Origin of the sequence: Kitasatospora sp. NPDC096204, from assembly GCF_044763205.1 — a bacterium.
Lineage (GTDB): Bacteria > Actinomycetota > Actinomycetes > Streptomycetales > Streptomycetaceae > Kitasatospora.
The window spans coordinates 25,382-45,287 of sequence record NZ_JBIWFT010000059.1; the positions used below are offsets into that span (position 1 = coordinate 25,382).

The 19,906-nt window shown below is 73.2% G+C and carries 19 protein-coding genes and 1 pseudogene; 14 read left to right on the plus strand and 6 right to left on the minus strand.

Annotation, left to right across the window (positions count from 1 at the left end):
* The first annotated feature begins 17 nt into the window (after positions 1–17).
* The 3 genes from ACIQ87_RS37925 (at position 18) to ACIQ87_RS37935 (ending at position 2,572) form a co-directional block, all read left to right on the plus strand.
* The gene (locus ACIQ87_RS37925) at positions 18–617 is read left to right on the plus strand and encodes a DUF5998 family protein (RefSeq protein ID WP_402416344.1); all 600 of its coding nucleotides are present in this window, start codon (positions 18–20) and stop codon (positions 615–617) included.
* A gap of 49 nt (positions 618–666) precedes the next feature.
* Entirely contained in the window at positions 667–1,854 is a 1,188-nt protein-coding gene (locus ACIQ87_RS37930) for an alkaline phosphatase family protein (RefSeq protein ID WP_402416346.1), read from the plus strand.
* A 61-nt stretch (positions 1,855–1,915) separates the two neighbouring features.
* A complete protein-coding gene (locus tag ACIQ87_RS37935) occupies positions 1,916–2,572 on the plus strand; it encodes a thymidine kinase (RefSeq protein ID WP_402416349.1) in 657 nt (218 codons plus the stop codon).
* A 60-nt stretch (positions 2,573–2,632) separates the two neighbouring features.
* On the opposite strand, the gene ACIQ87_RS37940 is transcribed toward ACIQ87_RS37935, so the two are convergent.
* Positions 2,633–3,376, minus strand: a complete 744-nt coding sequence (locus tag ACIQ87_RS37940) for a VOC family protein (RefSeq protein WP_402416389.1) — start codon at positions 3,374–3,376, stop codon at positions 2,633–2,635.
* 241 nt (positions 3,377–3,617) lie between these two features.
* On the opposite strand from ACIQ87_RS37940, the gene ACIQ87_RS37945 reads away from it, so the two are divergent.
* A complete protein-coding gene (locus ACIQ87_RS37945; protein WP_402416352.1) occupies positions 3,618–4,496 on the plus strand; it encodes a sulfurtransferase in 879 nt (292 codons plus the stop codon).
* 56 nt (positions 4,497–4,552) lie between these two features.
* Here ACIQ87_RS37945 and sepH read toward each other — a convergent pair whose 3' ends face one another.
* Complete coding sequence (sepH, locus tag ACIQ87_RS37950; protein WP_402416355.1) at positions 4,553–5,632, minus strand: septation protein SepH; 1,080 nt, start codon at positions 5,630–5,632, stop codon at positions 4,553–4,555.
* Between the two features lie 517 nt (positions 5,633–6,149).
* Between sepH and ACIQ87_RS37955 the strand changes: the two genes are divergently transcribed.
* The gene (locus ACIQ87_RS37955; protein ID WP_402416358.1) at positions 6,150–7,025 is read left to right on the plus strand and encodes a hypothetical protein; all 876 of its coding nucleotides are present in this window, start codon (positions 6,150–6,152) and stop codon (positions 7,023–7,025) included.
* 3 nt (positions 7,026–7,028) lie between these two features.
* On the opposite strand, the gene ACIQ87_RS37960 is transcribed toward ACIQ87_RS37955, so the two are convergent.
* Together ACIQ87_RS37960 and ACIQ87_RS37965 are read right to left on the minus strand one after the other, a co-directional pair.
* Entirely contained in the window at positions 7,029–8,351 is a 1,323-nt protein-coding gene (locus tag ACIQ87_RS37960) for a D-arabinono-1,4-lactone oxidase (protein WP_402416361.1), read from the minus strand.
* A gap of 104 nt (positions 8,352–8,455) precedes the next feature.
* Positions 8,456–9,724 (minus strand): MFS transporter, encoded by a 1,269-nt coding sequence (locus ACIQ87_RS37965; protein ID WP_402416364.1) that lies wholly within the window; start codon positions 9,722–9,724, stop codon positions 8,456–8,458.
* Between the two features lie 131 nt (positions 9,725–9,855).
* Between ACIQ87_RS37965 and ACIQ87_RS37970 the strand changes: the two genes are divergently transcribed.
* The gene (locus ACIQ87_RS37970; RefSeq protein ID WP_402416367.1) at positions 9,856–10,998 is read left to right on the plus strand and encodes a ferrochelatase; all 1,143 of its coding nucleotides are present in this window, start codon (positions 9,856–9,858) and stop codon (positions 10,996–10,998) included.
* A gap of 67 nt (positions 10,999–11,065) precedes the next feature.
* Entirely contained in the window at positions 11,066–11,884 is an 819-nt protein-coding gene (locus ACIQ87_RS37975) for an inositol monophosphatase family protein (protein ID WP_402416369.1), read from the plus strand.
* A gap of 162 nt (positions 11,885–12,046) precedes the next feature.
* Here the strand turns inward: ACIQ87_RS37975 and ACIQ87_RS37980 are convergent, their stop codons facing one another.
* On the minus strand, positions 12,047–12,232 hold the full coding sequence (locus ACIQ87_RS37980) for a hypothetical protein (RefSeq protein WP_030057688.1): 186 nt from the start codon (positions 12,230–12,232) through the stop codon (positions 12,047–12,049).
* 442 nt (positions 12,233–12,674) lie between these two features.
* Between ACIQ87_RS37980 and ACIQ87_RS37985 the strand changes: the two genes are divergently transcribed.
* The 4 genes from ACIQ87_RS37985 (at position 12,675) to ACIQ87_RS38000 (ending at position 16,693) form a co-directional block, all read left to right on the plus strand.
* Complete coding sequence (locus ACIQ87_RS37985) at positions 12,675–13,328, plus strand: response regulator transcription factor (protein WP_030057689.1); 654 nt, start codon at positions 12,675–12,677, stop codon at positions 13,326–13,328.
* A gap of 73 nt (positions 13,329–13,401) precedes the next feature.
* The gene (locus ACIQ87_RS37990; RefSeq protein WP_402416372.1) at positions 13,402–14,700 is read left to right on the plus strand and encodes a sensor histidine kinase; all 1,299 of its coding nucleotides are present in this window, start codon (positions 13,402–13,404) and stop codon (positions 14,698–14,700) included.
* Positions 14,701–14,937: 237 nt separating this feature from the next.
* Complete coding sequence (locus tag ACIQ87_RS37995) at positions 14,938–15,921, plus strand: acyl-ACP desaturase (RefSeq protein WP_402416373.1); 984 nt, start codon at positions 14,938–14,940, stop codon at positions 15,919–15,921.
* Between the two features lie 472 nt (positions 15,922–16,393).
* Positions 16,394–16,693, plus strand: a complete 300-nt coding sequence (locus tag ACIQ87_RS38000) for a DUF4193 domain-containing protein (RefSeq protein ID WP_030285479.1) — start codon at positions 16,394–16,396, stop codon at positions 16,691–16,693.
* A gap of 269 nt (positions 16,694–16,962) precedes the next feature.
* Here ACIQ87_RS38000 and ACIQ87_RS38005 read toward each other — a convergent pair whose 3' ends face one another.
* A complete protein-coding gene (locus ACIQ87_RS38005) occupies positions 16,963–17,412 on the minus strand; it encodes a DUF3093 domain-containing protein (RefSeq protein ID WP_402416375.1) in 450 nt (149 codons plus the stop codon).
* Between the two features lie 136 nt (positions 17,413–17,548).
* Between ACIQ87_RS38005 and ACIQ87_RS38010 the strand changes: the two genes are divergently transcribed.
* From ACIQ87_RS38010 to ACIQ87_RS38020, 3 genes and pseudogenes are all read left to right on the plus strand, one after another.
* On the plus strand, positions 17,549–18,127 hold the full coding sequence (locus ACIQ87_RS38010; protein ID WP_402416393.1) for a PaaI family thioesterase: 579 nt from the start codon (positions 17,549–17,551) through the stop codon (positions 18,125–18,127).
* Positions 18,124–18,658, plus strand: a pseudogene (gene dut / locus ACIQ87_RS38015) (dUTP diphosphatase). The gene ACIQ87_RS38010 and the pseudogene dut overlap by 4 nt, the downstream one beginning before the upstream one ends.
* Positions 18,659–18,660: 2 nt before the next feature.
* Positions 18,661–19,464, plus strand: coding sequence for a DUF3710 domain-containing protein (locus ACIQ87_RS38020; RefSeq protein WP_402416378.1), 804 nt, complete (start codon positions 18,661–18,663; stop codon positions 19,462–19,464).
* The last annotated feature ends 442 nt before the right edge of the window (positions 19,465–19,906 follow it).

A 19,906-nucleotide genomic window follows, 5' to 3' on the forward strand; every position in this document is an offset into this window, starting at 1 on the left:
CATGCCAGGATGGAGATATGGCGAAGACCGGTACCACCACCACTCAGGACCTGCGCTCGGCGATCGAGCGCAGCGGCTACTACCCGGCCCTGGTGTCCGAGGCGGTCGAGTCCGCGGTGGGCCCGGAGCCGATCAGCTCCTACCTGGTGCACCAGGAGACGACCTTCGACGCCAACGAGGTGCGCCGGCACGTGACGGTGCTGGTGCTCACCCCGACCCGGTTCGTGGTGAGCCACACCGACGAGCAGTCCGGCGCCGAGGGCAGCCCGGCGGTGCCGTTCGCGACGACGTCGACGGAGAGCGTCCGACTGGACCGGATCGGCTCGGTCGTGGTGAGCCGGATGGTGGCCAACCCGGAGACGTACACCCCGGGCACCCTGCCGCGCGAGGTGGTGCTGACGATCGGCTGGGGCGCCGTGCAGCGCCTGGACCTGGAGCCGGCCGGCTGCTCGGACCCGAACTGCGAGGCGGACCACGGCTACACCGGTTCCGCCACGGCCGACGACCTCTCGCTGCGGGTGAGCGAGGCCGGTGACGGCCCGGAGACGGTGGCCCAGGCGCTGGTGTTCGCCCGGGCGCTGTCCGACGCGACGATCGACAACGGCCCGCGGGTCTGATCGCCGCCGTCTGACCGTCGCCGTTTCCGCCCGCTACGAATCCGGTTCCATGTCCTTCGTTCCTGCCGACGGCTTCGACGCCTTCGAGATCCTCGACCCGGCCACGGCCCCCGCGCCCCCGTACGGCAGCGGCTCGCTCTGCGACCTGCTGCCCTCGGTGGCGGCGGGGCTCGGCGTTCCCGGGTTCACCGCGACGCTCCCGATCGCCCCGGCGGACCGGGTGGTGGTGTTCCTGGTGGACGGCCTGGGCTGGGAGCTGCTGCTGCGCCACCCCGAGTACGCGCCGTTCCTGTCCTCGCTCGCCGGGAGTTCGCTGGGCGGCAGCGGCCGTCCGCTGACGGCGGGCTTCCCGTCCACCACGGCGACCTCGCTGGCCTCGGTCGGCACCGGTACGCCGCCGGGCCTGCACGGCCTGGCCGGGTACACCGTGGCGGTGCCGGGCGCCGGCTACCTGATGAACCAGCTGCGCTGGCAGCCGCCGACCGACCCGCACGCCTGGCAGCCGTACCCGACGGTCTTCCAGCGCACCCACGAGGCCGGGGTGGCGACGGCGCAGGTCTCGTCCCCGCTGTTCGCGCAGACCCCGCTGACCAGGGTGGCGTTGTCCGGCGGCACCTTCATGGGCCGCACCACGGGCGAGGAGCGGATGGACCGGGCGGCCGCCTGGCTGGCCGAGCACGACCGGGCGCTGGTGTACACCTACGTCAGCGAGCTGGACGGCGCGGGCCACCGCTTCGGGGTGGACTCGGACGAGTGGCGGATGACGCTGGACGCGGTGGACCGGCTGGCCCGCCGGCTGGCCGAGCAGCTGCCGCCGCGCTCGGCGATGTACGTGACGGCCGACCACGGCATGATCGACATCGCGCCGGAGGACCGGATCGACTTCGACGAGGACTGGGAGCTGGGCGCCGGTGTCGCCCTGCTCGGCGGCGAGGGCCGGGCCCGGCACGTCTACGCGGTGCCGGGGGCGGCGGCCGACGTGCACACGGTCTGGAGCGAGGTGCTGGGCGACCGGATGTGGGTGGCCACCCGGGACCAGGCGATCGCGGCGGGCTGGTTCGGCCCGGCGGTGGACGACCGGGTGTACGCCCGGATCGGCGACGTGGTCGCCGCGGCGCGCGACGACATCGCGATCGTCGCCTCCCGCAACGAGCCCGGCGAGTCCGCGATGATCGGTCTGCACGGTTCGATGACCCCGGTCGAGCAGTTCGTGCCGCTGCTCGAAATCCGCGGCTGATCCGCTCACTTGACTCTTCTGTGCCCGAACTCCCCTGATTTGAAAGGCCCTTGCTCCACCCATGGCTGAACTTGTGTTCTTCTCGGGCACGATGGACTGCGGCAAGTCGACGCTGGCGCTGCAGATGGACCACAACCACACCGCGCGCGGCCGGCAGGGCGTGATCCTCACCCGCAACGACCGGGCGGGCGCGGCGACGATCTCCAGCCGGCTGGGCCTGCGCGCGGACGCGGTCGAGGTGACGGACGACTTCGACTTCCACGCCCACGTGGTGCACCGGCTCTCGGCCGGCGGCCGGGTGGACTACCTGATCTGCGACGAGGCCCAGTTCTTCGCCGCCGAGCAGGTCGACCAGCTGGCCCGGGTGGTGGACGAACTGGACATCGACGTCTACACCTTCGGCATCACCACGGACTTCCGCACCCGGCTGTTCCCCGGCTCGCAGCGGCTGATCGAGCTGGCCGACCGGGTGGAGGTGCTCCAGGTCGAGGCGCTGTGCTGGTGCGGCGCGCGGGCCACCCACAACGCCCGGACGGTCGGCGGGGTGATGGTGGTCGAGGGCGCCCAGGTGGTGATCGGCGACATCTCGGTGGCCCGGGACGAGGTCGGCTACGAGGTGCTGTGCCGCCGCCACCACCGCCGCCGGCTGACCGCCGCGACGGCGCACGCCTCGGTGCTCTCCCCGGACGTGCTGCCCTTCGAGGAGCAGCAGGCCTGAGTCCACCGCGGGCCTGAGGTCCGGATCCGTTCCGGGATCCGGCCGGAGCCGCCCCGGGACCTAGGGGAGCACCTCCAGTACGGAGAAGTGCCCGCCCTGCGGGTCGGCCAGCCGGGCGGCGCGGCCGCGGACGGTGTCCTGCGGTTCGACCAGGACCCGGCCGCCGAGCTCGACGGTGCGCCGGGCGGTCAGCGCGGCGTCGCGGACCGCGAAGTGGGTGCGCCAGCGCGGCGGGTGGCCGCGCAGCTCGGCGCGGTGCCGGATACCGGCGACCGGCTGCCCGTGCACCAGCAGCGCGCTCTCCTCCGGGGTGGAGCGGACCGGGCGGTCGAGCACGGTGGAGTAGAAGGCGGCCGCGCCCGGCGCGTCGGGGGTGAGCAGTTCGGCCCAGGCGGGGGCGCCCGGTTCGTGCCCGGCCTCCCGGCCGAGGTGCTCCTCGCCCTGCCAGAGGCCGAAGACCGCGCCCGAGACGTCGGAGGCGATGGCCATCCGCCCGGCGCGCTCGGCCTGGAGCGGCCCGACGGCGACGGTGCCGCCGCACTCGCGGACCAGTTGGGCGGTGCGGTCGGCGTCGTCGACGGCGAAGTAGGTGGTCCACTGCACCGGGAAGCCGGTGGCGGTGGAGACACCGAGGCCGGCCACCGGCGCCCCGTCGAGCTCGGCCCGGACGTAGTCGCCGAGTTGGCCCGGCCCGGGGGTGTACGTCCAGCCGAGCAGGGCGCCGTAGAAGGCGCGGGCGCCGGGCAGGTCATCGGTCAGCAGGCTGACCCAGCAGGGCGTGCCCTGGGCCAGTCGGAGTTCCACCGCGGGCAATGCGGGCCTCCTCGTGGGTGGTTGGCGCACGGAAATCCTCGGGCGCGAGGGTGATGCTTCCACCCTGGCGGGCGCCCAACCCTCGGGCCGCGCGGAAAGTCCGGCAAAGACCCCACAAAGAGCGGCGATTCGGGCGTGTCGCTGCGGATTCCGTCGGATTCCGGCGGTCGGACCGCGGTGGGGACCCGGATGCCCCGCCGCCGGACACCCGCGCTGCGCGACAATGGCCGCCATGACCACCACCTACAACGACGGTTCCCCGCTGATCTCCGCGGCCGGGCTGCGGGAGGCGCTGGCCTCCGCGCTGCCGCCGGTGCTGCTGGACGTGCGCTACCAGCTGGTCGGTGCCGCGCCGGGCGGCCCGACCGCGGCCGAGGAGTACCGGGCCGGTCACCTCCCGGGCGCCCACTTCGTCGATCTGGACCGGGACCTGGCGGCCCCGCCCGGCGCTCCTGGCCGGGGCGGGCGCCACCCGCTGCCGGACCCGGAGGAGTTCGGCGCGGCGATGCGCCGCTTCGGGGTGAGCGCGCGGCGCCCGGTCGTGGTGTACGACGGCGCGGCCTCGATGGCGGCGGCCCGGGCCTGGTGGCTGCTGCGCTGGGCCGGGCACCGGGATGTCCGGGTGCTGGACGGCGGCTTCGCGGCCTGGCGGGAGGCCGGGCTGCCGGTGACGGCCGAGCTGCCGGAGCCCGCGGAGGGCGACTTCAAGCCGGTGCCGGGGCAGCTGCCGACGGTGGACGGGGACGGCGCCGCGGCCTGGGCGCGCAGCGGCCTGCTGCTGGACGCCCGGTCCGGGGAGCGCTACCGGGGCGAGACCGAGCCGGTGGACCCGCGGGCCGGGCACATCCCGGGCGCGGTCTCGGCGCCGACGGCCGGCAACGTGGGCCCGGACGGCCGGTTCCTGCCGGCGCCCGAGCTGGCCGCCCGCTTCCGGGCGCTGGGCGCGGGGGAGCGGGAGACCGCGGTGTACTGCGGTTCGGGCGTGACGGCGGCGCACCAGATCCTGGCGCTGGAGGTGGCGGGCCTGCCGGCCACGCTGTACCCGGGCTCGTGGAGCGAGTGGTCGAGCGACGAGGCGCGCCCGGTGGCGGTCACCGGGCAGCCGGGCTGATCCCCGGGTACGCCGAAGGGGCGGGAGGCCCGGCCTCCCGCCCCTTCGGCGTCCTGCTACTCCTGCTTCTTGCGTCGGCTGCCGAAGACGATCTCGTCCCAGCTGGGCACGGTGGCCCGGCGCCCGGGCCGGACGCCGTCCGCCTCGGCCTGCCGGTCGGTGGTGCCGACCAGGCGCTCGCGGTGCGGGGCGACGGCGCGCGGCATCAGGATGTCGGCGTAGGCCGAGCCCGCGCCGACCGCCGGGGCGGCCGCGGCAGCCGGTTCCTCGCCGTCCTCGGCGACCTCGGCGGGCACCGGTTCGATCGAGGCCGGGGCGCCGACGGCGAGGTCGCCGCGGAAGGCGGGGACCACGTCGAGCAGGCTGGTCAGCGAGTCCCGGGACTCGGCGGTGGCCTCCCGCGACTCGCGGACCTCGCGGGCCGACATGATGCGGTCGGCCGAGGGCCGGTCGATCATCGGGCGGGGCGGCCGGTCCTGGGGGAGCCGGGCGATCCGCGGGATGAACGGGAAGACCGACTCCTCCTCGCGCTCGACGTTCTCGCCGATCAGCGCGCGGGCCTCGTCGTCGTTGGGCTGGACCAGGCGCCGGGGCGGGTCGTACGTCCACGACGCGCTGCGGCCCTCGCCGTCGGCCCGGTAGGAGAGGATGACCTCCCAGGTGCCGTCGTCGCGCCGCCAGGAGTCCCAGCGCTCGGTCTCCTTCTCGGCGCCGCGCAGCGCGAGCCGCTCGGCCACGGCCTCGCCGAGTTGCGGGCCGGGGGACTCGCCGTTGCGGCGGATGGCGGTCTTGCGGGCGCGCTCGGCCATGAAGGCGCGCTCGGCGAGCACCGGGCCCTCGAAGCGGCGGACGCGGTCGACGGAGATCCCGGCGGCCTGGGCGACCTCCTCGGCGGAGGCACCGGCTCGTATCCGGGCCTGGATGTCCCGGGGGCGCAGATGGCTCTCGACCTCGATCTCGATCTGGCCGAGGCGCGGCCGGTCGCCGCGGATGGCGGCGCGCAGCCGCTCGTCGATGGGAAGGGTGTACTCCGTGCTGTCGGCAGCCTTGAGCACCAGCCGTGTGCCGTCGTTGCTGACGGCCACAACCCGCAGTTCGGGCACGGTTACCTCCCGGGTGGTGCCTGCCGACGTCACCTGCGTCGCTGCTCCCGTACTGAGTGTGGCCTGCCCACTCGCGACTGGCCACAACCTTGCTGAGTTCCCCGGCGTGTCGGGCTTACGCCCGCGCACGCCGCTGTGGCACGGTTGCCTTTTTGCCACGCCATCCGTCGACGTCGCGCCTGGGTGTCCCGGCCGTCCTCGCACGCGCAGTGAACGCGACGATCCGGGACGGGCGTCGCCGTGCGTGCCCGTTCCGTGGCTCCTCGTCAAGCTACCGGTGTAGACGTAGTCGACAAGTCGACCCAAGGCTCGGGCTTTACGAACAGTACTCCATTCGTGGCATCCAGAGGGGCGGCTCGCCGCTCAAGTCTCCCGCGATTCACGGGAATCTCAAGAGCGCGCTCCCCCAATGGCGGACCACCGCCGGATGAACGGTGATCATCTTCACACAATCCGGGTGCGAAGAACCGCATTTTCGTCCCTTGTGTCCTTCTTTGGGCAAGATGGAGAGCCTTGCTCGAAGAACAGTCGTACGGACCGAGGGATGTTGATGCCGGAGCGGAGCCCCGCCGAGGAGGGCGGCAAGGCCAAGGAGGAGCGCAGGCGCATCGATCTGAGTGTGGCTCAGGTCGCGGCGAGTGCGCTGGCCACGGTGGTGGGTGCGCTGCTGGCCTCCGAACTGGGGGTGTACGGCACGATCCTGGGCGCCGCCGTGGTGAGCGTCGGCGCCACCACCGGCAGTGCCGTGTTCCAGCACATCTTCAAGCGGACCGGCGAGCAGCTGCGCGAGGCGGTGGACCGGGGGCCGAACCAGGCCGCCAACACCCTGCGCCAGGTGCCGGTGGAGGCCGAGCGGCCCGGGACGCGGGCGCGGCCGCCGGTGATCACCTCGGAGTGGAACGAGCCGCAGGTGGTCCGGGCGCGTCGGCGGTGGGGCTGGAAGACGTACGCGGCGGTGTCGGGGCTGGTCTTCGTGCTGGCGATGACGCCGATCCTGGCGTTCGAACTCGCCACCGGGCAGCCGGTGTCGGCGACGGTCAAGGGCGGGTCCGGCAGCGGCACGTCCTTCGGCGGCTCGGTGGCGCCCAAGTCCTCCCGGCCGCAGGACGCCCCGGTGGACCGGCCCTCCCCGGGTGGCCGGCCCGGCCAGGGCGGCGCGCCGTCCGGCGGCGCCTCGGCCCCGGCGAGCACCGCGCCGAGCCGGGAGCCGGGCGACACGCCGAGCACCGGCACGGGGACGGCCTCGCCCTCGGCGGGCCCGAGCACGACCCCGTCGGCCGGGGCCTCCCCGTCGGCGGGCGGCGGCAGGCCCACCGGCGGGGCGAGCCCGCAGCCGCCGGCGTCGGGCGACACGCCGGCGAAGGACCAGGTGAAGGAGCCCGCGAACGAACCCGCGAAGGCCCCGCCGGCCGCCGCTACGCCGTAACCGCTACGCGCCCAGCACCCGGCGCAGGTAGTCGTTGCCGAACACCCGCTGCGGGTCGACCTCGTCGCGCAGCGCGGTGAAGTCGGCGAAGTGCGGGTAGACGCCGGCCAGGTACGCGGCGTCGCGGGTGTGCAGCTTGCCCCAGTGCGGCCGTCCCTGATGGGCGGTCATCAGCTGTTCGACGCCGGTGAAGTAGCCCTGGTCGGCGGTGCCCCGGTAGAGGTGGACGGCGATGTAGGCGCTGTCCCGGCCGGAGGCGGTGGAGAGCCAGAGGTCGTCGGCGGGGGCGAAGCGCACCTCGACCGGGAAGCCGACCTTCCAGTCGGAGCGCTCGACCAGGGCCTTCAGCTCGCGCAGCACCTCGCCGACGGCCGCGCGCGGCACCGCGTACTCCATCTCCACGAAGCGGACCTTGCGCGGGCTGGTGAACACCTTGTACGCGGTGTCGGTGAAGCTGCGCTCGGACCAGGCCCGGCTGGCCAGCGAGGCGATCGAGGGGATCGAGCCGGGGAAGCGCCGGCCGACCCGGCAGGCGCCCTCCCAGACCGTGTTGGAGAGGAAGTCGTCCTCCAGCCACTCCTTGAACCGGGGCAGCGGGGCGACCGGGCCCTGGCTGCGGTTGTTGCGCTTGGTGGAGCAGCGGTCGGTGTGCGGGAACCAGTAGAACTCGAAGTGCTCGTTGACGGCGGTGAGGTCGTCCAGGCGCTCCAGCACCTCGTCGAAGCCCATCGGCTGCTCGTGCGCGGTGAGCAGGAAGGCCGGCTCGACGCCGAAGGTGAGCGCGGTGATCACGCCGAGGGCGCCGAGCCCGAGCCGGGCGCCCTGGAAGAGCCGGGGGTTCTCGGTGGGGGAGCAGTGCCGGACGGTGCCGTCGGCGAGGACGATCTCCAGGGAGCGGATCTGGGCGGCCAGTGAGCCGGAGTCGCGGCCGGTGCCGTGGGTGCCGGTGCTGGTGGCGCCGGCCACGGTCTGGACCTCGATGTCGCCCATGTTGGTCAGCGAGAGGCCCTCGGCGGCGAGGACCCGGTTGAGCCGGTGCAGCGGGAGGCCGGACTCGACGGTGATGGTGCCGGCCTCGCGGTCGATCCCGCGGACGGCGGTGAGCGCGTGCGGGCGAATCTGGACGCCGTCGCCGGCGGAGGCGATCGAGGTGAAGGAGTGGCCGGAGCCGACGGCCTTGACGGTGCGGCCCTGTTCGGCGGCCCGCAGGATCTCCTTGGCCAGTTCCTCCACGGTGCCGGGGGCGGCGGCCCGGACGGGCCGGGCGCTCTGGTTGCCGGCCCAGTTGGTCCACCGGGTGGGGGTCGCGGTGCTGGCCTGGGGCATTGCGCTGCCTCCTGCTCCGTGGCCGAACGGGTCGGCGCGGTCGGGGGCGGCGCGGCCGCCCTACCCACAGGTAGCCCCGTGGGTAGGGCGAGAGACTAGTCAGTTCACCGTTCGGCGTCTACGGTCCGTTCGGCCCCCCGGACGGCCGTCTCGGCGCCGGGTGCGGCGGCCAGTCCGGCGCGCAGCCGGCCGAGGCCGGCGAGGGCGGCGACCACCCCGAGCAGGCCGGCGGCCAGCGGCACCCAGTAGCCCGCGGCGGCGCCGGAGGCGTCGACCACCCAGCCGGCGGCCGAGGAACCGACCGCGACGCCGAGCGCCAGGCCGGTGGTGGTCCAGGTCATGCCCTCGGTCAGCTGGGAGGCCGGGACGAGCCGTTCCACCAGGGCCATCGCGGTGATCAGGGTGGGGGAGATGGCGATGCCGGCGATCAGCAGCGCCGCGCCGACCGCGACCAGCCCGCCGATGCCGTGCACCGCGTGGGCGACCAGCAGCAGCGGGACCATGCTGACGGCCATGAACAGGACGCCGCCGAGGAAGCGCACCGCCATCGAGCCGGTGAGCTTGAGGGTCCCGAAGACCACCCCGGCCAGGCAGGAGCCGAGCGCCCACAGGGCGAGGATCACGCTGGAGATCGACTTGTGGCCCTGGGCCTCGGCGAACGCGACGGTGACCACCTCGACCGAGCCGAAGATCGCACCGGTGGCGACGAAGGTCACGATCAGCACCTGGAGGCCGCGGTTGAGGATCACCGAGCCGCCCTCCTGCCGGGCGGCCGGGTGGATCGGCGGCTCGGTGGAGCGCTGTCCGGCGAACAGCAGGACGCCGACGGCGAGGAAGATCCCGGCCAGCAGCACACCGGCCTCGGGGAAGACGGAGGTGGCCAGGCCGATGGAGAGGATCGGGCCGACGATGAAGCAGACCTCGTCGACCACGGCCTCGAAGGAGTAGGCGGTGTGCAGCTTGCCGGTGTCCTCGCGGTAGAGGTGGGCCCAGCGGGCGCGGACCATCGCGCCGGTGCTCGGCATCACGCCCATGCCGGCGGCGAAGACGAACAGCGTCCAGTCCGGGGCCTCCAGCCGGGCGCAGAGCAGCAGGCCGGTGACCGCGACGACGGTGATCGCCATGGCGGGGACGATGATCCTGCGCTGGCCGTGCCGGTCCACCAGGCGGGAGACCTGCGGGCCGAGGACCGCGGCGGAGATCGCGAGGCAGGCCGAGACCAGGCCCGCCACCCCGTAGGAGCCTCGGAGCTGGGACAGCATGGTCACGATGCCGATCCCGGTCATGGAGATGGGCAGGCGGGAGACGAAGCCGGTGGAGGAGAAGGCCAGAGTGCCGGGGGAGGCGAATATCTGGCGGTAGCTGGACAGCACGGGAGCTCCGGGCAGGGGAGTAAGGAACAAGGCTGGTAAACACAGCTTACGTACGTTGGCAAACGTTATTTTCCGGACGCCCGCGCGGCCCCGGCGACGGCGCCCGCCCCCTCAGTGGCAGGATCGGTGCCATGTCCGACGCGCGCAAACCCTCACCGTCCGGCGCCGCCCCGTACGACGCCCTGCTGCTGCTGTCCTTCGGCGGGCCCGAGGGCCCCGAGGACGTCGTCCCCTTCCTGGAGAACGTCACCCGCGGCCGCGGCATCCCCAGGGAACGGCTGAAGGAGGTGGGCAGGCACTACTTCATGTTCGGCGGGGTCAGCCCGATCAACGGGCAGAACCGCGAGCTGCTCGCCGCGCTGCGCAAGGACTTCGCCGAGCACGGGCTGGACCTGCCGGTCCACTGGGGCAACCGGAACTGGGCGCCCTACCTGGTCGACACCCTGCGGGAGCTGGCCGCCGACGGCCACCGCCGGATCGCCGTGCTCGCCACCAGCGCCTACGCCGGCTACTCGGGCTGCCGCCAGTACCGGGAGAACCTGGCCGACGCGCTGGCCACGCTGGCCGAGGAGGGTGTGCCCGCCCTGCGGGTCGACAAGCTGCGGCACTTCTACAACCACCCCGGCTTCGTCCAGCCCGTGATCGACGCCACCCTGGCCGCCCTGGACGGGCTGCCCGAGGCCGTCCGCCCCGGCGCCCGGCTGGCGTTCACCACCCACTCCATCCCGGAGACCATGGCCGAGAGCTCCGGCGCCCCGGACGACCCGGCCCGCGGCGAGCCCGGCGGCGCGTACGTCGCCCAGCATCTGGACGTGGCCCGGCTGATCGCCGCCGCGGTGGCCGAGCGCACCGGCGTGGCCGACCGGCCGTGGGAGCTGGTGTACCAGAGCCGCAGTGGCGCCCCGCACATCCCGTGGCTGGAGCCCGACATCTGCGACCACCTGGAGGCCCAGCACGCCGACGGGGCGCCCGCCGTGGTGATGGTCCCGATCGGCTTCGTCTCCGACCACATGGAGGTCAAGTACGACCTCGACACCGAGGCCGTCGCCAAGGCCGCCGAACTCGGCCTGCCGGTGGCCCGCGCCGCCACCGTCGGCGCCGACCCCCGGTTCGCCGCCGCGGTGCGCGAGCTCGTCCTGGAGCGGGCCGCCACCGAGCGCGGCGAGCCGGTGACCCGCTGCGCCCTCGGCACCCTCGGCCCCAGCCACGACGTGTGCGCGGTGGCCTGCTGCCCCAACCCGCGCGCCCCGCGTCCGGCCGTCGCCGAGCGCTGACCGCCGGCCCCGCCCGTCCCGCCCGTCCCGTCCGTTCCGCCCGTCCCGTCGCCCCGGAGGAGAACCCGTGCCCACCCCCGCCCTGCCCGACGACCGGCTCCTCGACGACCTGCTGGAGGTCGCCCTGGACGCGGCCCGGCGGGCCGGCGCCCTGCTGCGCGACGGCCGGCCCGCCGACCTCGGCGTGGCCGGCACCAAGTCCAGCCCGGTCGACGTGGTCACCGAGATGGACCTCGCCTCCGAGAAGCTCGTCCTGGAGCTGATCACCGACCGCCGTCCGGAGGACGGCTACCTCGGTGAGGAGGGCGCCGAGCGCCCGGGCACCAGCGGGGTCCGCTGGGTCGTGGACCCGCTCGACGGAACGGTCAACTACCTTTACGGGCTGCCCTCCTGGGCGGTCAGCGTGGCCGCCGAGGTGGACGGCCGGGCGGTCGTCGGCGTGGTGTACGCCCCGGCCCGCGGCGAGCTGTTCCACGCCGTCCTGGGCCGCGGTGCCCGCCTCGACGGCCGCCCGCTCTCGGCCCGCCCGGCCCCGCCGTGGGGCCAGGCGCTGATCGCCACCGGCTTCAACTATGTCCAGTCGGTGCGGGTCCGGCAGGCCGAGGTGCTGCTGGCGCTCATGCCGGAGGTGCGGGACGTCCGCCGGGGCGGGGCGGCCGCGGTGGACCTGTGCGACGTCGCCGCCGGGCGGCTGGACGGCTACTACGAGCGCGGCCTGGCCCCCTGGGACCGGGCGGCCGGCTGCCTGATCGCCGCCGAGGCCGGTGCCCTGGTCGGCGGCCGCCCCGGGCACGGCCCGGACGGCGAGCTGACTGTGGCCGCCGCCCCCGGGGTGTACGAGCCGCTCCAGGAGCGGCTGGCCGCGCTGCGCGCCTGGGCGGACTGACCGGTTCCGCCGCGCCCGCCCGCGGAGCCACGGGCGGGGCGCGGCGGCCCCGTGGATGCGAAGAGCCCTGACATACGGGGGATGCCAGGGCCTGGGTTTCGCACGGCCCCCGCAGGGCCGCTGGTGCCGGAGATCCGGCGACGGGTCGGTGTGCCGGACGGGTCAGGCAGCGGTGCGGTGGCGCTCCAGCACCGTGTCGACGCCGTGCTCGGCGGCGAGTCGGCGGAGGTCGTCCAGCTCGGACTGCTCCACCTCGGCGAGGAACTCGTCCCCGGCCTCGATCGCTCGGTGCAGGTCCTGCTCGGCGTTGGCTATGCGCTGCAGGATTCCGGCCTTGAAGGCGTCCATACGGGCCCCCTTACTGTGTCGGACGTGCACGGTCGTGCGCTCTCCGCCCCGGGGAGGTCCAGCCGGTGAAAGCACCCAAGCCGGAAGGTGGTGAATCTCCGGACGGGGTGCGGAGCGGCCACGGGCCGCTCCCGGTGATGTCCCAGCCCCAGGGCCGGCGCGGATGAACGCACGGCGGGTGGGTGCGACCGGCCGTCAGCCAGATCGCGGGTGTGCAGCTGTCCTCCCCGCCCCGGAGGTCGGGAAACCTCCCGGCGGAAGAAAGTTGCCCGTGTCACATTCCAAGCGGAGTGATACGGGTGCGAACGGTGACCGCCGGGGACCCAGGGGTCGTGCCCGTGGGGCAGCTTATCGCTGCTTTACCGCCGGACCAGGCAGGATGGAGGCACCGTCGGAGCCGTGCGTCCGCTTCCGGGGCCGGCCTGGAGAAGGGACAACGACCGTGCGGGTTCTCGTCGTCGAGGACGAGCAGCTGCTTGCCGAGGCCGTCGCGACCGGCCTGCGCCGCGAGGCGATGGCCGTCGACGTGGTGTACGACGGGGAGGCCGCGCTCCAGCGCATCGCGGTCAACGACTACGACGTCGTCGTCCTGGACCGGGACCTTCCGCTGGTCCACGGGGACGACGTCTGCCGCAAGGTGGTCGAGCAGGGCCTGGCCACCAGGGTGATCATGCTGACCGCCTCCGGCGACATCAGCGACCGGGTCGAGGGCCTGGAGATCGGCGCGGACGACTACCTTCCGAAGCCGTTCGCCTTCAGCGAACTCGTCGCCCGGGTAAGGGCGCTGGGCCGCCGCGCGACCATTCCGCTGCCCCCGGTGCTGGAGCGCGCCGGCATCTCGCTCGACCCCGGCCGGCGCGAGGTGATCCGCGACGGACGCACCGTCCAGCTCGCCCCCAAGGAGTTCGCCGTCCTGGAGGTGCTGATGCGGGCCGGCGGCGCCGTCGTCTCGGCGGAGCAGCTCCTGGAGAAGGCCTGGGACGAGCACACCGACCCGTTCACCAACGTCGTGCGCGTCACCGTGATGACGCTGCGCCGCAAGCTCGGCGACCCGCCGGTGATCGTCACCGTGCCGGGCTCCGGCTACCGGATCTGACGACCGGAGTCCGCCCACCCCGCGACTCCCCGCCGCGGGCGCCCGCCCCGGCGGACGCCCCGAGAGGACCATCATGACCACCCCGCCCCCGGCCGGCGGGCCCTCCGGCGCGCCCGCCGGCGGCCCGCGCGCCGTCCCGCCGAAGCCCCTGGCCCCGCCGAGCGTCCACCGCCCGGGGCACTACGTCCCCGGTGACGGCATGCTCGCCTGGCTGCCCTTCCGCCCCACCATCCGGATGCGGCTCACCCTGCTGTACGGCGGGATGTTCCTGATGGCCGGCGTCGTGCTGCTGCTCCTGATGTACGTGTTCTTCCAGGACGCCGTCTCGTACCTGGCCCCGCGCCAGCTGCGCTTCGACAACTACATCCAGGTCACCAGCCCCGACGGGGCCGTCCGCAACATGAACAGCGCGGACTTCAACCAGTGGCAGGCCGCCGACTACCTGGCACGCTCCGACTCCGCGCTCAACACCCTGCTGCGCAAGTCGCTGACCATGCTGGTCTGCCTCGCCGTGATCGCCTTCGCGGCGGGCTACGCGATGGCGGGACGGGTGCTGCGCCCGCTCGGCCGGATCACCCGCACCGCCCGCGACGTCGCCTCCTCCGACCTGCACCGCCGGATCGAGCTGGACGGCCCGGACGACGAGCTCAAGGAGCTCGCCGACACCTTCGACGACATGCTGGACCGACTGGACCGCTCGTTCGACTCCCAGCGCCGCTTCGTCGCCAACGCCTCGCACGAGCTGCGCACCCCGCTGGCGATCAACCGCACCCTGCTGGAGGTCCAGCTCTCCGACCCGGCGGCCTCACCCGACCTCCAGCAGCTGGGCAAGACCCTGCTGGCCACCAACGAGCGCAGCGAGCAGCTGGTCGAGGGCCTGCTGCTGCTCGCCCGCAGCGAGAACGCGCTGACCGACCGGCGCCCGGTGGAGCTGTCCGAGGTGGCCACCCGGGCCCTGGAGCAGACCCGGGGCGAGGCCGAGAAGCGCGAGGTCGAGCTGCGCTCGAAGCTCGATCCGGCCGTGGCCGCGGGCAACGGTGTGCTGCTGGAGCGGCTCGCGCTCAACCTGCTGCAGAACGCCGTCCGCTACAACACCCCGGGCGGCTGGGTCGAGCTGGCCACCACCGCGGTGCCCGGTGGCGGCGAGCTGGTGGTCTCCAACACCGGCCCGGTGGTGCCCGGGTACGAGCTGGAGCACATCTTCGAGCCGTTCCGCCGGGTCAAGGGCGCCGACCGCACCCGCAGCGACAAGGGGGTCGGGCTCGGCCTGTCCATCGTCCGGTCGGTGGTGCGCGCCCACGGCGGCACCATCGAGGCCACGGCGCGCGCCGGCGGCGGCCTCACCATGAGGGTCCGCATCCCCTCTCCGTAAGGGTCCAACGCCCCTTCCGCAGGCGACCGTTTCCAGCCGCCCCCGTCAGGTCCGTCAAGAAGACATAAGGCCTGGCGGGGGCGGCTTGTCATTTACGGCCCGATCAACTTACGGTGTCGTAACCTACGGAACCGTAGGTGAATCCGTCGGCAGCCCGCCGTCGGGTGCGAAAAGACGTGTCCCCGTCCAGCGCGCCGCGCCCGTCCCAGCGCGTGCCGTCCCCTCAGGAGCAAGACCGTGACCATCGCCCCTGTGCAGAGCAGCTCCCCGCTCGTCGCGAGCGGCTGGACCGACGCGCGGCTGATCCTCGCCCTCGAAGAGGTCGTCGAGAAGGAGCTCAACCGCCACCTGGGCGTGGCCAGGGAATGGATGCCGCACGAGTTCGTCCCGTGGAGCCAGGGCCGCGACTTCGACGGCGTGCTCGGCGGCGAGGCCTGGTCGCTCGAACAGTCCCAGGTGACGGCCGTGGGCCGGGTGTCGCTGGTGGTGAACCTGCTGACCGAGGACAACCTGCCCAGCTACCACCACGAGATCGCGACCATGTTCGGCCGCGAGGGCGCCTGGGGTACCTGGGTGCACCGCTGGACGGCCGAGGAGGGGCGCCACGGGATAGCGATTCGCGACTACCTGCTCGCCACCCGGGCCGTCGACCCGGTGGAGCTGGAGCGGGCCCGGATGAACCACATGTCGGAGGGCTTCGAGTCCGACAACGCGCACAGCATGCTGCACTCGGTCGCGTACGTGGCCTTCCAGGAGCTCGCGACCCGCATCGCGCACCGCAACACCGGCAAGTACGCCGGCGACCCGCTCTGCGAGCAGCTGCTGGCGAAGATCGCCAACGACGAGAACCTGCACATGGTCTTCTACCGGAACCTCCTGAAGGCCGCCCTGGAGATCGCCCCGGACCAGGCCATGCGGGCCGTCGCCGACGTGGTCACCGACTTCCGGATGCCCGGCCACGGAATCCCCGGTTTCGAGCGCGCCGCCGCGCAGATCGCCCTCGGCGGGGTGTACAACCTGCGCATCCACCACGACGACGTGCTCCAGCCGGTGCTGCGCCACCTCAAGGTGATGGAGATCGGCGGGCTCGGCCCGGAGGGCCTGCTGGCGCAGAACGAGCTGGGCGTCTTCCTGGACGGGCTGGACGGTCAGGCCCGTAAGTTCGAGGAGCGCCAGGCCGCCCTGCTGGCGCGTCGCGCAGCCCGGAAGAACGCCGGCTGAGGCGCCGCACCGAACGGTCGGACTGGGTGGATTTTCTGCGGTTTGCCCTGGAAGATTCTTAACGTGACCAAGCTCACACCGTGTCGCTCCACGATTTCGGGCGACCCCGGAGAGTTATCGCCCCATCAGGGGTGCCGATCGCCGTCCGTGACCGGATTCCGACCCCCGGCCGGTCCACGGAATCGGTCGGCGTCCCTGGTAGGCAAGGGATTTCGCAGACACCCGCGGCTGTCACGCTCACTGTGCGTGGTCGGTTCACCGGGCTCGGGAAGGGTTGACGATGGCCCAGCGTGAGGCCTTCGGCGGCCCCGGGGATCACCCCGATGGAGCCCGGGCTGAGTGTCGATTGAGTAACAGGGCTTGAAGTAAGGCAAAATCTCCGCCTCGGGTCGGGCACAAGACCGGCCCCCCATGCGTTACGTGCGCTGGAGATACCGCACACACCGCACAACCCGGAGGGGGAGAGCGAAAAATGGCAACCGACTACGACACCCCACGCAAGACTGACGACGAGCTCAACGAGGACTCCATCGAGGAGCTCAAGGCTCGGCGGAACGACAAGGGCGGCAGCTCGGTCGACGTCGACGAGTTCGACGCCGCCGAGGGCATGGAGCTTCCCGGCGCCGACCTCTCGAACGAGGAGCTCGCCGTCCGTGTCCTGCCGAAGCAGGCGGACGAGTTCACCTGCATGAGCTGCTTCCTGGTGCACCACCGCAGCCAGCTCTACAGCGAGAAGAACGGCAACCCGATCTGCCGGGACTGCGGCGCCTGAGCACCGCGGCGGACAGGGCCCGGTGCCCGCGGCTGCGCCCGCGGGACCGGCACACCGCTCCTTCCGGCCCCGGGCAGCGGGGCCGGACGGCAGATCCGGGAACCGTCCGGTCGGACGGGCCCGGGAGGACGGAGTCGACCGGCGCGCCGGTCAGGACAAAGTCGTAGGGACGGTCCCGCATCAGCGGAACCGTCCCTCTCCGTTTGTCCGGCCCCTTCCGGCCGGCTCGTGTCGGGGCCCGGCCGGCTCTCGGCCGGCCCGGGCCCGCCTCAGGTGCGGGCGCCGCGCCGGGCGTCCTCCAGCGCCTCCGCCAGCTTCATCGGCGAGCGGGTCGACAGATAGAGGTACGGCGTCGGGTCGGCCGGGTCGGTCACCTCGATCCGCAGCGCCGTCGGGACGTAGCTGCGCAGCAGCATGAAGGCGCGCGGATCGGCCTTCGGGCCGCGCCAGGCCGCCGCCTCGGCGGGGCTCAGCGCCTGCGCGCCGCCGAGCGCGTCCACCGGGATCCGGGCCGGGCCGGCCACCAGCGAGCCCTGGACCACGCGGATGCGGGCCGAGCCGTAGCTGCTGATCGCGACCGCGCCGGCGGCGATGCCCACCACCAGCCCGATCAGCGCGGCCGGACCACTGACCCGGATCAGGATCAGCGCGAGCGTGAGACCCACCGCGACCGGGAGCAGCCACCAGGAACGCGGCACCGTGAGGCGTTCGTCGTACATGCCCTCCATTGTGGTCGCCCTGACGTCCGGCCCGGGACGCCACCCCCACCGGAGGGCCCACTACCCCTGGGTAGGGTTGGACCCCGTGACCGGTACGACAGCCCCCAGCACCCCCACCGACCGGCCGGCGCCCGCCATACCGCCGACCCCGACCACCCCGCCGCCGGACGCCGTCCTGCCGGAGCGCCACCCCCAGGCGCCCGCCCCCGGCACCCGGCTCGGCTCCCACTACGAGCACTGCTTCGGCTGTGGCCCGCAGCACCCCGGCGGCCTGCGGATCGACGCGGTCGCCGGCGAGGGACTCGACGTGACCGCCGAGTTCACCGTCCGCGGCGCCCACCAGGGCGGCCCCGGCCTGGCCCACGGCGGGCTGCTGACCACCGCCATGGACGAGACCCTCGGCACGCTCAACTGGCTGCTGCACGCCCCCGCCGTGACCGGCCGGCTGGAGACCGACTTCCTCTCCCCGGTGCCCGTCGACTCGGTGCTGCACCTGCGCGCCTGGATCACCGGTGTGCACGGACGGAAGATCTACAGCGCCGCCGAGGCGCGGATCGGCGGTCCGGACGGGCCCGTCGCGGTGCGAGCCCAGGCCCTCTTCATCCAGGTGAAACTGGAACACTTCACCACGCACGGTCGTCCCGAGGACATCGAGAAGGTCCTCGACGACCCGGATCTGATGAAGCGCGCACGAGCCTTTGAGGTGAACCCTTGAGCGACACCCCCCGCCCGCAGCTGGACGTCCTGATCAAGCGCATCGACCCCGAGCTGCCGCTGCCCGCCTACGCGCAGCCCGGGGACGCCGGCGCCGATCTGCGCACCACCGTCGACGCCGAGCTGGCCCCCGGCGAGCGGGCCGTGCTGCCCACCGGCGTCGCGATCGCCCTGCCGGACGGCTACGCGGCCTTCGTCCACCCCCGGTCCGGGTTGGCAGCTCGTTGCGGCGTTGCCCTCGTGAACGCCCCGGGGACGGTCGATGCCGGGTACCGTGGAGAGATCAAGGTGATCGTCGTCAATCTGGACCCGCACGAGGGGGTCAGCTTCCGCCGAGGGGACCGGATCGCCCAGCTGGTCATCCAGCAGGTCGAGAAGGCCCGCTTCCACGAGGTGGAGGAGCTGCCTGGGTCGGCACGCGCCGAGGGCGGGTTCGGGTCGACCGGCGGCCACGCCGCGGTCTAGCATGCCCGCGGCCTCGCAGGAAGCCGAGCAGGTATTCGCATCGGTCTTGGACCGGGAAGGACAGTGACCGTGTTCCGTCGTCGCCAGAAGAGCGAGGACGCTGTCGAGCAGCTCGCCGACGACGCCATCAGCGCCGACGAGACGGCCGATGACGTCGAAGGTTCCGCCGAGAGCGAGAACGTGACCGAGCTGGACCCGGCCGACAAGGTCGGCCTGCCGCCGGCCCCGCGGCCGGACGGTCCGTGGGACCACTCCGAGCTGGAGAACCCCGAGGAGGGGCGGGTCGACCTCGGGGGTCTGTTGGTCCCCGGCGTCGAGGGCATGGAGCTGCGCGTCGAGGTCGCCGGTGACGCGATCGTGGCCGCCACCCTCGTGCTCGGCAACAGCGCCATCCAGCTCCAGGCCTTCGCGGCCCCGAAGTCGGAGGGCATCTGGGGGGAGGTCCGGGAGGAGATCGCCAACGGCATCACCTCGCAGGGCGGCCTCATCGAGGAGGAGGAGGGCCCGCTCGGCTGGCACCTCCGCGCCCAGGTCCCCGTGCAGCTGCCGGACGGCACCCAGGGCGTGCAGCTGGTGCGGTTCGTCGGCTGCGACGGTCCGCGCTGGTTCCTGCGCGGTGTGATCTCGGGCCAGGCCGCGGTGCAGCCGGAGATGGCCGGGATCCTGGAGCAGGTCTTCCGCCAGACGGTCGTCGTGCGCGGCGAGTCCCCGATGGCCCCGCGCGACCCGATCGTGCTGAAGCTTCCCGAGGACGCCCAGATGGTCGCCGACGGTGGCGGGGCGGCCGCTGCCGCCGGTGAGGGTGACAGCCGCTTCGGCGGCGCCTCGATCGACCCGTTCGCGCGCGGCCCGGAGATCACCGAGGTCCGCTGACCGACTCCGGCCGGCCCTGATCCGGCCGGCGCCGATCGGCACCGATCAGCACTGATCGCCCCTGCCCGGGCTCCCGGGCAGGGGCGATTTGCATGTGGCGGGTCCGTCCCCGTACAGTTCCGGAGTCGCCGCGGGAGACCGGGGCGGCAAAGCGGAAAGTGAATCCGATGAATGAAACTCCGGAAAACGGAGCGGAAAACATCTGATAAGCTGGAAACACGAAAGAACGAAGCCCGGAGGGCCCGCTGGAAGGCGGTCCGAAGGAAGCGTCCGTTCCTTGAGAACTCAACAGCGTGCCAAAAGTCAACGCCAGATATGTTGACATCCCCGGCCTCGATCGCTTGATCGGGGTTGGAGATTCCTTTTGAAACAAACACTAGCGAGGACGCAGTGCGCGGGGCCGCCCTATTCCGGTGGTTGCCGTGCCGCTCAACGCGGGTGT